The organism is Pseudofrankia saprophytica (assembly GCF_000235425.2).
Lineage (GTDB): Bacteria > Actinomycetota > Actinomycetes > Frankiales > Frankiaceae > Pseudofrankia > Pseudofrankia saprophytica.
Genome location: NZ_KI912267.1, coordinates 1,648,438 through 1,663,300 on the forward strand (window position 1 = coordinate 1,648,438; position 14,863 = coordinate 1,663,300).

Genomic DNA, 14,863 nt, shown 5'->3' on the forward strand with positions numbered 1-14,863 from the left:
TTACTCCCGGCTCTTGGACGGAGGGTAGACCGACCCGAGGGGCCGTAGCCCGGGCCGTGGGACAGGCCGGGCGGCAGCCGCGGGGCCGGCGCCGGGGCCGGGGCGGGTCGCGGTGAGCACGATCTGGCCGGGCAGCGGCGTGTAGGTCGGCCCGGGGACCAGTCCGGCGCCGCGCGCCCAGCCGTGCAGGTCGTCGGCCCGGAACGCGCCCTGGCCGCCGGTGGTCGCGAGGATCGTCAGCGCCATGAGCGTCTCGGTGGTGGCGGCGGGCGATGGCACCTCGGGGCGCGGGTAGTCGGCTACGACGAGTGTTCCGCCGGGCCGCAGCGCGGCGGCGGCCCGGGCGACGAGGCGGCGGGCGGCGGTGCGCGGCTCGATGCGCAGCACGTGGCCGAGGACGACGACATCCGCCCCGCCCTGCGGCAGTTCCACCCGGTGGAAGCTGCCGGCGACGACGTCCAGCCGGTCGCCGGCCGGGTCCGCGGCCACCGCCTCCCGGGTGACGTGGACGACCTCGGGCAGCTCGACGGCGAGCCCACGGGCGTCCGGCCAGGCGTCGAGGAACGCCAGCGCCCACGGGGCCGCACCGGCGCCCAGGTCGACGACCAGCGCCTGGTGCCCGCTCGGGGCCGCGAGCTCGCGCGCGACGGCGGCGGCCACGACCCGTTGGACCGGCGCCGTGCCGCGCGCGAGGTTCGGGTAGAAGGCGCCTGGGTCGTCCTCGACCCGGGCGCTCGGCGCGCCACGACGCAGCGTCTCGGCGAGCTCCGGCCACCGCTCGTGCGGGCCGGGCGCCGCCCGGACCAGCCTCGCCATCGACCGCTGGCCGCCCGCGAGCAGGTAGTTCGCGGCGACGAGGCCCAGGTTGTAGACGAGCCGCCCCGAGCCGGCGGCGTGGTCGGCCGACGCGGGCGACGCGGGCGACGTGGGCCGTGCGGCCGGCGCGGGCGGTGGCTGGGACTCGGGCCCCACCGCCGGGACCTCGGGGGTGGCCGTGAGCAGCTCCATCGCGGCCAGGGCGTCGGCGAGCAGGCCGGCGCGGTGGATGTCGACGCCGACCGCCTCGGCCAGCGCCGCCGCGTCGAGCGGCCCGGACGCGAGTGCCTCGAACAGGCCGAGGTCCAGCGCGGCGACGAGCGCCCAGTACCGGCGGAAGCCGTGGATGATCTCCCAGACGGGCGCCGGCGTAGGCGGCGCCGGCGGCATCGCCGGCGGCCGCATCGCTGGAGGCTGCGTCGGTGGCGGAAGCGGGCTCGGCCGCCACCCTGACGGGGGGTTGGGGGCGGCCGAGCCCGCGCTCTGGGGGGCGGGCGCGGGGGCAGCCGCGGGCGTCGGAGGGGGCACGGGCATCGGAGCGGAGGAGGATTCGGTCACGGCCGTAGCAACACCTTGCCGATCGCCCGCCGTTCCTCGAGCCGGGTCTGCGCGGCCGCGGCCTCGGTGAGCGGGAACTCCGCGTCGACCGGGGTGACGAGGCCGCCGCGCCAGTAGCGCTCCAGCACCTCGGCGAACTCGCGCGCCGGGTACGGGTCGGAGCCGAGGAGGCGCAGGCCGAAATGGAAGGCGTACTCCAGCGGAATCGTCACCTCGGGTCCCGTGGTGTCACCGACGAAGACCAGCCGGCCGCGCGGCGCGAGGCTGAAGATCGACGCTGGCCAGGTGGCGGGACCGACATGGTCGAGCACCATCTCGACGCCCCGGCCGCCGGTCGCCTCCCGCACCGCCGTGACGACCTTCTCGGTCGGCGTGTCCGCGTCGGCCAGCACGAGGTGGTCGGCGCCGATGGAGCCCGCGAACACGAGCTTGTCCTCGCTGGAAGCGGTGGCGATGACGGTCGCGCCGAGCTGCTTCGCCAGCTGGATCGCCGCGAGGCTCACACCGCTGGCGGCGGCATGGACGAGCACCGTCTCCCCGGCGGTGAGGTTTCCGGTGGCGCCGACCGCGTGCCAGGCGGTGGACCAGATCGTCGGGATCAGCGCCGCCTCCGCCAGCGGCACCTGGGCGGGGACGGGGTAGGTGTTACGCGCCGGGACCTTGACGTACTCGGCGTAGCCACCGGGAGCGGTGGCGCCGATGATGCTGGCCGCGTGGCAGTAGCCGTCGTCGCCGGCGAGACAGGCCGGGCACTCCCAGCACGACACCGCCGGATTGACGACGACCCGGTCGCCGGCGGCGACGGCCGTGACGTCCCGGCCGACGGCGGTGACGACGCCGGCGACGTCCATGCCGGCGACGTGCGGCAGCGCGAAGCCGGGGATCTTGGCCGGGCCGCGCCGCTGCATGATGTCGAGGTGGTTCAGGCCGCAGGCGGCGACCTGGACGACGACCTCGCCGGGCCCCGGTGCCGGATCGGGAAGCGACTCGACGGCGAGCACCTCGACGCCACCGAACCCGTTCTGCACGACCGCCCGCACGCCCGCCTCCGTTGTCACAGTGATGCACCGGGCCGGGCCTCGGGCGCGCGGCGCCCGTGGTCACGCCTCGTCGCGGGGCCCGGTGAGACAACCACCGCCAACGCTTTGTAGCGGCGCCCACGGGCGCGACGGAGAACGTCTGGCGCCCACGGGGGCCGAGTGTTGGCGACTGCGGAGAACGTAGGCCGCCGCCGGCGGCCGACCGATGTGCCCGGCGCACAAACGCGCCCGCCGGCCACCGGGCGGGGCGCACGTCAGTCCGCTTCGAGGCCGAGCTCGCGTAGCACGCCCGAAACGCGCCGGGCCACGGACAGGTGCGCCCGAACGCGCCGTCGACGACGACCGTCGACGAGGACGGTCGACGACGACAAGGCCCGGCGCGTCACGGGACGCGCCGGGCCATATCCGTGTTCAGGACTGCCGGGTTCAGAAATGCCCGCCCGCGGGCCAGACCGCGGCACCGGGTCGCGGGCGGCGGCCGGACGGCGGCCCCCAGCGGTGCCTCAGCTGGGACTCAGCTGAGGCACCGCCGCTGGACTCAGCCGAGCCACAGCTCTGGTCTCAGCCTTGGTCTCGGCGGAGGCTCAGCCGGTGACCTGCACGGGGGCGGCACCGACCGGGCTCACTCCGGCGGGCGCCGCGCCGGCACCGACCGGGGCGGCTCCACCGCCGCCAGGACCTGCGCCCGCAACGGGCGCGGCACCACCGACGGGGGCAGCGCCACCGACAGGAGCGGCTCCCCCGCCGGGAGCGGCCACGGAGCCAGCGGCCGGGGCGGCGGCCGGTGCCGGGTCGGCCGCCGCCACGGGCCCCGCCTCGGCCGCCTTGCCTTCGGCCACCGAGTCGACGGGAAGCGACCCGTCAGGACCCGCCGGGGTGGAACCGATCGTGGCCGCGTCGGGCTCGGTGGCGGCCAGCGGGGCGGTGGGCTGGTCGTCGGGGATGGTGAGGTTCGCCGGCGGCGAGGTGACGATCGTGCCCTCCGACTCGATGATGCCGGTGGCGGTCGAGACGTCGGTGATGAAGGTCTTGTCGAAGTCGCCCTGGGTCGTCACGTAGGTGGCGGTGCAGGTCTTCGACGTGCCGGCGGTGAGCGGCCCGTCGGGGCATGCGACCGGCGAGAGACCGGCGAGCGCGTCCTGCACGGCGACGCCGTACAGCGTCTTGTCCCCGTTGTTCGTGACCACGTAGGACAAGGTCAGCGTCTGGCCTGGCCCGGTGAACGACGCCGGCTGGGACGACGTGGCCAGGGCGAGCGGGTATGTCGGGGCGTCGGCGCTCGCGGCGTCCGGACCGAGGATGACGACGACTCCGGTCGTGGCTGCGAACCCGACCAGGGCGAACGCGGCGGGCGCCGCCAACCGTGTGGAGACAAGAGACAACCGGGCCCGGGGCCCGGACCTGTCGGCAATACGCACTACAGCTCCTCGAACTTCAAGCCCGGCGCGCCGGCGAGATGCCTCGTCGGGGCGTTCGGCGGGACGCGGTGGGCAATACTCTCCGCACGCAATAGTTACACAAGGTAATCAGCTAGCTACATAGCGCTGATCGGCGTGTCGAGAGCAACCGGACGTACCCGGAGCGGGCCGCTAGAAGACGGGACTGCCGGTGATCGTGATCGGCGAGCCGGCGGGAACGGCACGCAGCCGCGCGAGATCGGGCAGATGCAGACGGACACAGCCATGCGAGACCTGGGCACCGCTCTCGCCGATCGCGGCGTCGGCGCCGAGCGGGCCGTGGATGCCGACGATCGCGTCCCCGGAGGAGTCCCAGTCCGTGATCTTCGTGGAGTGAGCCGACGTCACCAGGATGTAGTCGCCGTAGCCGGGCCCAGGCGGCGGGGCGAACAGGGCCAGGAAGAACTCGCCCGTGGGGGTCGGGTCATCCGGGGTGCCGACGCCGGCCGGGGCATCGAGCGTCATCTTCCCGTGCTCGTAGAGGCGCAGCCGCTTCGCCTCGACGTCGATCGCGATCCGGTAGGCACTGCTGACCAGCCGCACGTCGGCGGTGCGGATCCAGGCGGTGGAGAAGTTCGGTCGCTGCGCGAGACGCACCCGCAGCCAGCCGGGCCGAGTGTCGATCACCGGCAACGCCGACGGCCCGCCGCGCCACCGCCCGGGCACCATACCGTCGCGAGCCCCCTCGTCGGGCACGGTGAACCGCGGCACGTCGTGGGAGAGCTGGGCGATCACCGTGACGTCGGGCGGCACGGTGACCCCGGCGGTGGCCCCCGGCTGCGGGGTCGCCCCCGGCGCGCCGTCCAGCAGCTCACGAGGCTGGTCAGCGCGGTCGACCACCAGGATGAGGGCCGCCAGCACGCCGGCGGCCAGCGACAACGCCGCCGCCGCGAGTCCCAACCTGGATCTCATGCCAGCCTCCCTCATGACCCACGGCTCCTCCGCGCCGCATCGCTCAGTAATCATCAAAACACGTATAGCAACAGGCGCGGCCATCTGGCCGAGCCAGGCGGGTCGGGCCACCGCCCGGAACGGGGCCCGCCAGGCCGTGGCCGAGGGTGACGAGAGGCCCGCCGCCCAGAGCCACACCCGCGGAACGCGAGGCGAGAGAGCGGCGGCGGGGGGATTTGTGCCGACAGCACATCGGTCAGACCGAGTCGCCGTTCCTACCATTCCGGCGAGACAGGTGGCCCGCCATCGGCGTCGGGCCGGCCGCCGCGGCGCGGGCTCGCGACCGGCCGCCGTGCCACGCCGCATGCGGGGTACAGCAGCACTGACCAGATCCTCACGCGGGTTCTCGAACCCGAGTTCCGCGCGGCACGTCCACGCCGCGCGCGGGCCCGCCGCGCGGAACTCGCCGCCTGGGCCGAACAATGCGAGCCTGCCCCACCAGGGCGTGGCCCGACAGAGCCGACCGGCCGGTGCCGCCTGGCACCGGCACCTGCAGAGGAGTGACGCCGGTGACCACCGAAACGACGCAGTCCGCGGCATCCCCGGCGAGCGCGGGCGGCTCCGGGATCAGCCAGCCCCGCTGGACGCACATAGCACTACCGAGCGGCGACCTCGACAAGTCGATCGAGTTCTACACGACCATGACCCCGCTCGTCGTCGTCGCCACCCGCGCGGACGCCGACGGCCGCAACGCCTGGCTGTCCAACCCGGGCCAGTGGGAGACGCCATTCGTCCTGGTGCTCTCCGCGTTCAACTCGGCCGCCGGCACCCAGCAGGGCATCATGAAGCCCTTCGCGCACATCGGCATCGAGGTCCCGAACCGGGAGGACATCGACGCGATCGCCGCGAAGGCCCGCGCGAACGGCAGCCTCTGGTGGGAGCCGAGGGACATGCCCGACCCGATCGGCTACATCTGCGCGGTCCACGACCCGGACGGCAACGTCGTCGAGTTCAGCCACAACCAGGGCGTCTTCTCGACCGTCCGCCAGCTGTGGGGCCCGGAGTCGTCGTGACGGCCCGGGCCTCCCGCCCCGCCCAGGCCGATCCGGCGGGCGGCGCGGCACCGGCCGGCGCGGCACCGGACGGCGCAGCCGCAGGCGGGGCGGCGGCCGGGGCCGGCTGGAGTGGGCTGCCGGCGCCGGCCGCAGCCTACGTCGCGGCGATGAACACCGGCGACCCAGACGCGATCGCCGCCTGCGTGACCGTCGACTTCCGCAACGAGCACGCCTCCCCGCGCGGCCGCGGCTGCGAGGGGCGGACGACCTACCGGGAACGGCTGCCGGGCTTTCTGGCCGCCTTCCCCGGCCTGCGCTACTCCCCCGACCCGGACCAGGCGCCGGTCGCCGCCGGCGGCCGGGTGGCCATGCCGTACGTGATGACGGCGACGCTGCCCGCCGGCCCGCTCCGGCTGCGCGGCCTGTGGCTGCTGACCCTGCGGGACGGGCAGGTCTCGGCCCGGCTGGACTACTGGGACAGCGGCTCCGTTCCGCCCTAGTCCGCGCGTGGGAGTCCGCGCGTGGGAGTCCGCGCGGACGAGCGGTGAGCAGCCGGCGAGCAGCCGGCGAGCAGGCAGGGCGCTGGACGGCCAGGCAGGACGCTGGGTGACCCCGCCCGCAGGGTCGACCGATGTGACAATGCCGTCCCATCCACATGACCGCGGCGGCGACACAACGTGCGTGCGATCCTCACAGAGGTGCCCGAACCGGGAGGCCGGCCGCGCAAGGACGCCGGGGCACCGATCAGGCGAGGTAGCGAGGGCGACATCGAGGTCGCCGACCGTCGACAGCGAGGTCGGCATCGATCGTCCCCAGGCCACCCTCGAGAGGACCTGACGTCGTGGCGAACCCCGAGCTCCTCGCCGTTGCTCGGCCCGAGCGGCAGGTGATCGCCAGCCCGCCTACCGTGATCTCCGTGCCACACCAGTCGTCCCGCCCGCCCCGGTCCATGCCGGCGCCACGGCGCGACCCGGCGGAGCTGGCCAGGGAGCTGACCGAGCTCGCCCTGTCCGGCAACGGCTGGCGCCCGATGATCCGCACGATCGCGTCCGCCACCGGTCGGTCGGTGCGCCTGCTCGACGTCCACGGCGCGGTGCTCGCAGCCAGTGGCGCGGCCGGCGCCGAGGCCGCCGGCCTCACCCCGGACGAGACACCCGCGGTCAGCGGGGTCGTCGGCGGCGTCCCGGCGCTGCTGGCCCGCCCCGGGTTCACCGAGGTGACCTGCGAGGACGGCTGGCGGGGCCGCGGCGCGACGGTGCGCGCCGGTTCCCGCTACGTCGGCCTGCTACTGGTCGCCGTCGAACCAGGCGAGACCGACCTGGGCTGGCTGGACGCGCGGGTGAGCGCCGCGCTCACCGCGCTCGCGATCGTCGCCGTCCGGCAGGACGCCGAGGCGGCGGCCCGCGCCGAGAGCGCCAGCCGGCTGATGAGCGAGCTGCGTTTCGGCTCGCCGCGCGGCCACGACGAGCTGCTGCGCTCCGCCGCCCGGTTCGGCCTCGACCTCACCGTCCCGCACGCCGCCGCGCTGTTCTACTACGACGGCCGGCACGGCCGGACGTGGACCACCGGCCTGACCTGGATCGAGAACGGGGCCGCCCAGGACGCCGAGCTGGGCTGGACTGTCCTTACCGGCGACGTCGAACGCGAGCTGGCCCGGATCCGGGACCGGTTGCAGGGCATGGTTGGGCCGGACCGCCCGGTGCTCGCCGTCGCGGGTCCCGTCGTCACCGACAACGGTCACGACGTGACAGAGACCGCGGCCTCGTTCGCCGAGGCCGAGTCGGTGCTCGCGTTGCTGCGCCACCGCGACGGCGCCACCACCCTGCTGCACTCCCAGCTGGGCCTGGCCGGGCTGCTGCTGGCCGTGCCGCGTGGCCGGCTGGAGGCGTTCACCCGCGCCGAGCTCGGCCCGCTGCTGGAACGCCCCGACCTGCTGGAGACCCTGGCGGCCTGGCTGGAGACCAACGGCAGCCGGGCCGCCGTCGCCGAGCGCATTCACGTCCACCGCAACTCGGTCGGCTACCGGATGAACCGCGTCCGCGACCTGCTCGGCCTGCACGAGGACGAGCCCGCCCGGATGTGGCGCCTGCACGCCGCCGTCGTCGCCCGCGAGGTTCTCCAGGCCCTCTCGGTGCCCCCGCCGCCCGACCCGGACAGCCGCCGATCCTGACAGTGCCACAATCCCACGTTCCAGGGATCAGGGACCAAGGACCAGGAACGCGTGAACGAACGCACCGCTCGGCTCGCGGGGGGGGCGGGCGGACGACGTCAGCCTTTCGTGCGGGTGGCGACGTGGAAGCCCGGTAGCTCACCGCCGCCGTGGACCTCGAGGTCGGCGCCTGTGACGTAGCCGGCGAGCGGCGAGGCCAGGTAGAGGCAGGCCGCGGCGACGTCCGCCGGCACGGCGGCGCGGCCCATGGGCACGACCGCGTCGATCGCGGCGGTCGCGTCGCCGTAGAAGCCGCCGGCGTCGACGGCCGTGTTCGCGAGCCCGACCGTGACGTGGTTGACCCGCACCTTCGGCGCCCACTCCAGCGCGAGGGACGCGGACAGCGCCACCAGGCCGGCCTTGGCCGCCGCGTAGGCGGACGAGCCCGGCGCCGGCCGTCGCCCGGACACGCTGCCGATGTTGACGATCGCGCCGCCGGCCTCCTGGGCCTGCATCACGGCGTTCGCTGGCTGGCTGACGTAGAACGCGGCGTGCAGGTTGAGCGCGACGACCCGCTCGAAGAACCGTGGCGACACGGTCGCCGCGTCGGCGACGGGCGCGCCGCCGGCGTTGTTGACGAGCACGTCGAGCCGTCCGTGCCGCTCGACGGCGGCGTCGACCACGGCCTTGGCCTGGGTGGCGTCGCGCACGTCGGCGGCGACGAAGCTCGCCGCGCACCCGTCGACCACCGGCGCCATTTCGGGCTCCTTGCGCCCGCACACGACGACGTCGGCGCCGGCGGCGAGGAACGCAAGCGCGATGGACCGGCCGATTCCCCGGGTGCCGCCGGTGACGATCACCGACTTGCCGTCGTAACGCGGCCCACGCTCGGCCGCCGTCGCCGCCGCCACGACCTCGCCGTCAGCCCGCGCCGCCTCACCCATCCGGCCCACCTCACCCGCGAGATCCATCACAGTATGTAATCGTTCACGTGCGGCTGAGCGGGCCACTGACGGGCGAACGCCGACCCGCCGGTGGGGTGACCTGCCCCAACGACAACCGCCCGCATGCAGCCCTCCCGCCAAGCGCACCGGCGAGCACGGAAGCGTGGCAGCTCACCGTGCCCATAGGCACGCTCATCTGCCACAGATCGAAACCGCGGAACGGAAGCGTGGCAGATGGGCACGTCTATGGGCACGGTGAGCTGCCACGGTTCGCTGCGTCAGAGGCGTTCGAGGATCGTGACGTTGGCCTGACCGCCGCCCTCGCACATGGTCTGCAGGCCGAAGCGGCCGCCGGTGCGCTCCAGCTCGTGAAGAAGGGTGGTCATCAGCCGGGCGCCGGTCGCGCCGAGCGGGTGGCCAAGCGCGATCGCGCCGCCGTTGACGTTGACCTTGTCCACGTCTGCACCCGATTCGGCCGCCCAGGCGAGTACGACCGAGGCGAACGCCTCGTTGATCTCGACCAGGTCGATGTCGCCGAGCGTGCGGCCGGCCTTCGCCAGGGCGTGCGCGGTGGCCGGGATCGGCGCGGTGAGCATCCAGACCGGGTCGGCGCCGCGCACCGACAGGTGGTCGATGCGAGCGCGCGGGGTCAGCCCATGCGTGCGCACCGCTGCCTCGCTGGCGATCAGGAGCGCGGCGGAGGCATCGGAGATCTGGCTCGACGTGGCCGCCGTGACCCGCCCGCCCGGGGTCAGCGTGGGCAGGGACCGGATCTTCGGCCAGTTCGGCGCGCGCGGCCCCTCGTCGGCGGAGAGCCCGAACGCGGGCACGATCTCACGGTCGAAACGCCCCTCGGCGCGGGCCGCGATCGCCCGCTCGTGCGAGCGGACCGCGAACTCCTCCATCGCGTCCCTGGTCAGCGACCACTTCTCGGCGATCATCTCCGCCGAGCGGAACTGGGAGACCTCCTGGTCCCCGTACCGGGCGCGCCAGCCCGCCGAGCCGCTGAACGGGTCGGAAAAGCCGAGCGCCTGCCCCGCGGTCATCGCGTAGGAGATCGGGATGGCGCTCATGTTCTGCACGCCGCCCGCGACGACCAGGTCGGCGGTGCCAGACATGACAGCCTGGGCGGCGAAGTGCACCGCCTGCTGGGATGAGCCGCACTGCCGGTCCACGGTCGTCCCCGGCACGTGCTCGGGCAGGCCGGCGACCAGCCAGCAGGTTCGCGCGATGTCGCCCGCCTGCGGTCCGACGGTATCGACGCATCCGAAGATCACGTCATCGACCGCCGCCGGGTCGACACCGGACCGCTCCATCAGTGCGCCGATCGCGGCCGCACCCAGGTCGGCGGGGTGCACGCCCGAAAGCGCTCCCCCACGCCGCCCGACCGGCGTCCTGACCGCTTCGACGATGTAAGCCTCCGCCACGAGCACAGACGCTACCAAGCGCTTGCTCGGGAAACCAGCGATCCGCCGGCACCCGGTGGGAGGTCGACACTCAGCTGGATGGCCGACACCCCGCAGAGCCGGTCGGCGACCCGCCGCTACGCCGTGGCCCGGGCGCGCGGGCCGACGGCGGCACGCAGGTCGACGGCGGCGGCGCGCAGGCAGTCGGCTAGCGCGCGGGCGGCCGGTGTGGGCGGGCGGCCGACGGGCTCGGTGACGCCGACCGACGAGCCGAGCGAGGGCAGCGCGACGGGCAGGTGACACAGGCCAGGCTCGCCGCGGATGACGAGCTCGGGCAGGGCGGCGATCGAGTCGGTGTGCAGCAGCAGGTGGCGGGTGGTCAGGATCGACATGCACTCGACCCGGTCGGGCGGCAGCGGCAGCGCCTCGTGCAGGAAGGCCGCCTCCAGTTCGCGGCGCAGCGCCGTCTCCGCGACCGGTACCACCCACGGGTAGTGCATGAGGTCCCCGAGCCGGACGGTCCCGGCCCCGGCGGCGGCAGCAGCGGTGGCGGCCGCCGCCGGGTGCCCCGCGCGGGCGACCAGGCGGATCGGCTCGCGGTAGAGCGCCTCCTGGCGCAGCCGCTTCGCGTCGTCGAGCACGGTGAGCCGGCCGACGACGAGATCGAGCGTGCCGGCGAGCAGCTCGGCGGTGAGCGCCTCCGGGTTGGCCTCCCGCACGATCACGGTGATCCTCGGCCGCGTGCCCTTGAGCCGCTCGATCGCCAGCGGCAGCAGCAGGTTCGAACCGGCGAGGTAGGTGCCGACGGCGACCGTGCCGGTGTCGGCGCCGGCGAGTTCCGCGAGGTGGTCCGACGCCGAGCGCAGCTGGGCGAGCACGGCCCGGGCGTGGTCGACGAACGCCTCCCCGAAGGCGGTCGGGGTAAGCCCCCGCGGGCCGCGGTCGTAGAGGAGCACGCCAAGGATCGACTCGACCTCCTGCAGCGCCCGCGTGACCACCGGCTGCGTCACGTGCAGCCGCTCCGCGGCTCGGACGACACTGCCGGTGGAGGCGACCGCGTCGACGAGGACGAGATGTCGGATCTTGAGACGTCCGTCCAGGAGCTGAGGCCGTTCCATCCCGCGAAGCTATACCCATTCAGGCATAGCTCCCCGCCCCCTTGGTATTTGCGGAACATATCTGGGGGCCAGACACTGGACCCATGCAGTCCCCCGGCCGATCGGTCGCCAGCCCCGGCCAGGCGCCTGCGCCGCCCATGCTCCGCGGCTTCGTCGACGGCGGCTACGTCGAGTCCGCCGGCGACGCCTGGGACAACGTCGACCCGGTCGACGGGTCGGTCCGCGCCCGGGTCCAGGAGGCCGACGCCGCGCTCGTGGGCCGGGCCGTCCGAGCCGCCCGCGCCGCGCTCGACGGCGCCTGGGGCCGGACGTCGGTGGCCGAGCGGGCGACCCTGATGCGCCGGGTCGCGGACCGGATCGAGGCCCGGTCCGAACAGTTCGCCCGCGCCGAGAGCGGCGATACCGGCAAGCCGCTGGCACAGGCCAGGGAGCTGGACGTCGCCCGCGCGGTCGCCAACTTCCGCGCGTTCGCCGACACTGTCGCCGCCGCCGGCCAGCCGTCCTTCCTCACGGAGCTCCCCGGCGGGAAGCGGGCGCTGAACTACGCGGTGCGCAGGCCGCTCGGTGTCGTCGCCGTGATCGTGCCGTGGAACCTGCCGCTGCTGCTGCTGACCTGGAAGGTCGCGCCGGCGCTGGCCTGCGGCAACACCGTCGTCGTCAAGCCCAGCGAGCACACCCCGTCGACGGCGACGATGCTGGCCGAGGTGCTCGCCGAGGCCGGCGTCCCCGACGGCGTCTACAACGTGGTGCACGGCTTCGGCCAGGGTTCCGCCGGCCAGTTCCTCACCGAGCACCCTGGGGTCGACGGGGTGACGTTCACCGGCTCGTCGGCGACCGGCGCCGCGATCATGCGGTCGGTGGCGCCCCGGGTCCGCCCGGTCTCGTTCGAGCTGGGCGGCAAGAACGCCGCGGTGGTGTTCGCCGACGCTGATCTCGAGGCGACGCTCGCCGGCCTGACCCGCTCGGTCTTCGCGAACACCGGTCAGGTCTGCCTGTGCACCGAACGGGTCTACGTCGAACGGCCCGTCTTCGACGAGGTGGCGAGTGGACTGGTCGAACGAGCGAAGGCGCTGAAGCTGGGCCACCCGGACGACCCGGCGACCACCACCGGCCCGCTGATCTCGGCCGAGCACCGCGAGAAGGTGCTGACCTACTACCGGCTCGCCGAGGAACAGGGCGCCCAGGTCCTCGCCGGTGGCGGCGTGCCGGCGCTCGGCGGCGGGCTCGACGGCGGGTCGTGGATCGAGCCCACGCTGTGGACGGGGCTCACCCACGCCGACCGGCCGATGCGCGAGGAGATCTTCGGCCCGTGCGCGGCCCTCGTCCCGTTCGACACCGAGGACGAGGCCGTCGGTCTCGCCAACGACACCGACTACGGTCTCGCCGCGGCGGTCTGGACGACGAACCTCTCCCGCGGCCACACGGTCGCCCAGCGGATGCGGGTGGGCCTGTCCTGGGTGAACACCTGGTTCCTGCGCGACCTGCGCTCCCCGTTCGGGGGCATCGGCCTGTCCGGCATCGGCCGGGAGGGCGGCGAGCACTCGCTGGACTTCTACACGGAGCTGACCAACGTGTGCGTCGCCCTGTGAGCGAGCGACGGAGGGAATCAGAGATGCCGCGTCCGGCGGGGATGACCGGGGAGACGACGGACCACGCGGACTACCTCGACGGGGCGCGGCTGCGGGTCGAGGCGGTGCCGCAGCTGCCACCGGGACTGGCGCTGGCGGACGCGTACGAGATCCAGCACGCCGTCGTCGGCCGGCGGTTGGCGCGCGGCGAGCGGCTGGCCGGCACGAAGCTCGGCATGACCAGCCGGGCCAAGATGGCGCAGATGGGGATCTCCGAGGTCATCTGTGGCCAGCTCACCGACGCGATGGCGGTCCCCGACGCCGGGACGGTGGATCTCGCAGGGCTGATCCACCCCAGAGTGGAGCCGGAGGTGGCGTTCCGGCTGGCCCGCGACGTCGACCTGGCCGATCCCGGTGTCGACATCGTCGCCTGCGTCGACGCCGTGGCGCCGGGGCTCGAGATCATCGACTCGCGCTACGCGGACTTCCGGTTCAGCCTGCCGGATGTGGTCGCGGACAACACCTCGGCCGCGTTCTTCGTCGTCGGGCCGTGGCGGGCGCTGGACGACGCGACGCGGGGGGCGCTCGGCGACCTGACGGTCGAGCTGGTGATCGACGGCGCGGTCGTCGAGCGGGGGTCGACCGGTGAGATCCTCGGCCATCCGTTGGACGCGCTGCGGGCGCTGGTCCCGCTCGCGCGCGAGCGGGGGTTCCCGCTGACGGCCGGGCAGGTCGTCCTGGCCGGCGCGGCGACCGCGGCCGCGCCACTGCGCCCCGGCCGGGTCCAGGCACGGGTCGAGCGTCTCGGCATCGCGAGCGCCGCCGCGAGGTATGCATGATCACCAGACCCGGCGCTGGATCCGCAGGCAAGGCGAAGCCGCGCGGGCGGTTCCCGCATGTGAAGCGCGCCGGCGACTTCGTCTACGTGTCCGGGACGTCGTCGCGGCGGCCGGACAACACGTTCGTCGGCGCCGATGTCGACGCGATGGGGACGACGTCGCTCGACATCCGGGCGCAGACCAGGGCCGTGATCGAGAACCTCGGCGCGCTGCTGGCCGAGGTCGACGCGAGCCTGTCCGACCTGGTCAGCGTCACCGCCTATCTCGTCAACATGAACGATTTCGGTGGCTACAACGAGGTGTGGGCCGAGTTCTTCGACGAGACCGGGCCGACCAGGACGACCGTCGCCGTCCACCAGCTGCCCCACCCACTGCTGCTGGTCGAGATGCAGGCCGTCGCGCATGTTCCGAGATAGCGAGACAGAGAGACAGAGAGAGGCCGGCTCATGACGCTTCCGCGGCCGATCGACTTCCCGAAGTGGATCGAGGAGAACCAGCACCTGCTCAAGCCGCCGGTGGGCAACAAGACCCTGGTGGTGGGCGACGACTACATCGTGCAGGTCGTCGGCGGCCCGAACGCCCGCACCGACTACCACGTCGACCCGTACGAGGAGTGGTTCTACCAGCTCAGGGGCAACATGCACGTCGACGTCATCGACGACGACGGCACCCCGCGGCGCATCGACATCCACGCGGGCGAGACCTGGCTGCTGCCGCGGAACGTCCCGCACTCGCCGCAGCGGCCCGAGGCCGGCTCGATCGGCCTGGTCGTCGAGCGGATCCGCGAGGAGGGGCTGCTGGAGAAGTTCCAGTGGTACTGCCCCGAATGCGCGGCCCTGGTACACGAGACGGAGCTGCAGGTCCGCGACATCGTCAAGGATCTGCCGCCGGTGTTCAACGCCTTCTACGCCGACGAGCAGGCCCGCACCTGCCCGAAGTGCGGCACCGTGCACCCGGGAAAGACCGTGCACCCGGGAACGGGGGCACCGCCGGGGAACACCGATCGTCCGGGCGAGCACTGA

Annotated in this window: 14 protein-coding genes; 7 read left to right on the forward strand and 7 right to left on the reverse strand. The window is 74.0% G+C overall.

The window, feature by feature from the left end:
- The 4 genes from FRCN3DRAFT_RS0241350 to FRCN3DRAFT_RS0241365 form a co-directional block, all read right to left on the reverse strand.
- Positions 1-1,221 carry a methyltransferase gene (locus FRCN3DRAFT_RS0241350; protein WP_007515572.1) on the reverse strand — a complete coding sequence of 407 codons (1,221 nt, stop codon included), beginning with the start codon at positions 1,219-1,221 and terminating at the stop codon, positions 1-3.
- Between the two features lie 149 nt (positions 1,222-1,370).
- Complete coding sequence (locus FRCN3DRAFT_RS0241355; RefSeq protein WP_232794416.1) at positions 1,371-2,432, reverse strand: alcohol dehydrogenase catalytic domain-containing protein; 1,062 nt, start codon at positions 2,430-2,432, stop codon at positions 1,371-1,373.
- Between the two features lie 566 nt (positions 2,433-2,998).
- A complete protein-coding gene (locus FRCN3DRAFT_RS55720; protein ID WP_007515570.1) occupies positions 2,999-3,832 on the reverse strand; it encodes a DUF7507 domain-containing protein in 834 nt (277 codons plus the stop codon).
- Between the two features lie 171 nt (positions 3,833-4,003).
- A complete protein-coding gene (locus FRCN3DRAFT_RS0241365; protein WP_035931262.1) occupies positions 4,004-4,783 on the reverse strand; it encodes a L,D-transpeptidase in 780 nt (259 codons plus the stop codon).
- A gap of 548 nt (positions 4,784-5,331) precedes the next feature.
- Between FRCN3DRAFT_RS0241365 and FRCN3DRAFT_RS0241370 the strand changes: the two genes are divergently transcribed.
- The 3 genes from FRCN3DRAFT_RS0241370 to FRCN3DRAFT_RS50440 all read left to right on the forward strand — a co-directional run bounded on the left by FRCN3DRAFT_RS0241370 (position 5,332) and on the right by FRCN3DRAFT_RS50440 (position 7,987).
- Entirely contained in the window at positions 5,332-5,835 is a 504-nt protein-coding gene (locus FRCN3DRAFT_RS0241370; RefSeq protein ID WP_007515568.1) for a VOC family protein, read from the forward strand.
- Positions 5,832-6,317 carry a nuclear transport factor 2 family protein gene (locus tag FRCN3DRAFT_RS0241375; protein ID WP_157845335.1) on the forward strand — a complete coding sequence of 162 codons (486 nt, stop codon included), beginning with the start codon at positions 5,832-5,834 and terminating at the stop codon, positions 6,315-6,317. The genes FRCN3DRAFT_RS0241370 and FRCN3DRAFT_RS0241375 overlap by 4 nt, the downstream gene beginning before the upstream one ends.
- Before the next feature lie 341 nt (positions 6,318-6,658).
- A complete protein-coding gene (locus FRCN3DRAFT_RS50440) occupies positions 6,659-7,987 on the forward strand; it encodes a PucR family transcriptional regulator (RefSeq protein ID WP_007515807.1) in 1,329 nt (442 codons plus the stop codon).
- 98 nt (positions 7,988-8,085) lie between these two features.
- Here FRCN3DRAFT_RS50440 and FRCN3DRAFT_RS0241385 read toward each other — a convergent pair whose 3' ends face one another.
- The 3 genes from FRCN3DRAFT_RS0241385 to FRCN3DRAFT_RS0241395 form a co-directional block, all read right to left on the reverse strand.
- Positions 8,086-8,910: an SDR family oxidoreductase gene (locus FRCN3DRAFT_RS0241385; RefSeq protein WP_035932117.1), complete on the reverse strand. Its 825-nt coding sequence runs from the start codon at positions 8,908-8,910 to the stop codon at positions 8,086-8,088.
- 278 nt (positions 8,911-9,188) lie between these two features.
- Entirely contained in the window at positions 9,189-10,337 is a 1,149-nt protein-coding gene (locus tag FRCN3DRAFT_RS0241390) for an acetyl-CoA C-acetyltransferase (protein ID WP_027141406.1), read from the reverse strand.
- Positions 10,338-10,453: 116 nt separating this feature from the next.
- A complete protein-coding gene (locus FRCN3DRAFT_RS0241395) occupies positions 10,454-11,434 on the reverse strand; it encodes a LysR substrate-binding domain-containing protein (RefSeq protein WP_007515810.1) in 981 nt (326 codons plus the stop codon).
- An 83-nt stretch (positions 11,435-11,517) separates the two neighbouring features.
- On the opposite strand from FRCN3DRAFT_RS0241395, the gene FRCN3DRAFT_RS0241400 reads away from it, so the two are divergent.
- The 4 genes from FRCN3DRAFT_RS0241400 to FRCN3DRAFT_RS48925 are packed head-to-tail and all read left to right on the forward strand — an operon-like array spanning position 11,518 to position 14,863.
- On the forward strand, positions 11,518-13,023 hold the full coding sequence (locus FRCN3DRAFT_RS0241400; RefSeq protein ID WP_198536225.1) for a 2-hydroxymuconic semialdehyde dehydrogenase: 1,506 nt from the start codon (positions 11,518-11,520) through the stop codon (positions 13,021-13,023).
- 23 nt (positions 13,024-13,046) lie between these two features.
- Positions 13,047-13,841, forward strand: a complete 795-nt coding sequence (locus tag FRCN3DRAFT_RS0241405) for a 2-keto-4-pentenoate hydratase (RefSeq protein ID WP_007515812.1) — start codon at positions 13,047-13,049, stop codon at positions 13,839-13,841.
- The gene (locus tag FRCN3DRAFT_RS0241410; RefSeq protein WP_007515813.1) at positions 13,838-14,257 is read left to right on the forward strand and encodes a RidA family protein; all 420 of its coding nucleotides are present in this window, start codon (positions 13,838-13,840) and stop codon (positions 14,255-14,257) included. Before FRCN3DRAFT_RS0241405 ends, FRCN3DRAFT_RS0241410 begins: the two co-directional genes overlap by 4 nt.
- A 30-nt stretch (positions 14,258-14,287) precedes the next feature.
- Entirely contained in the window at positions 14,288-14,863 is a 576-nt protein-coding gene (locus tag FRCN3DRAFT_RS48925) for a 3-hydroxyanthranilate 3,4-dioxygenase (RefSeq protein WP_007515814.1), read from the forward strand.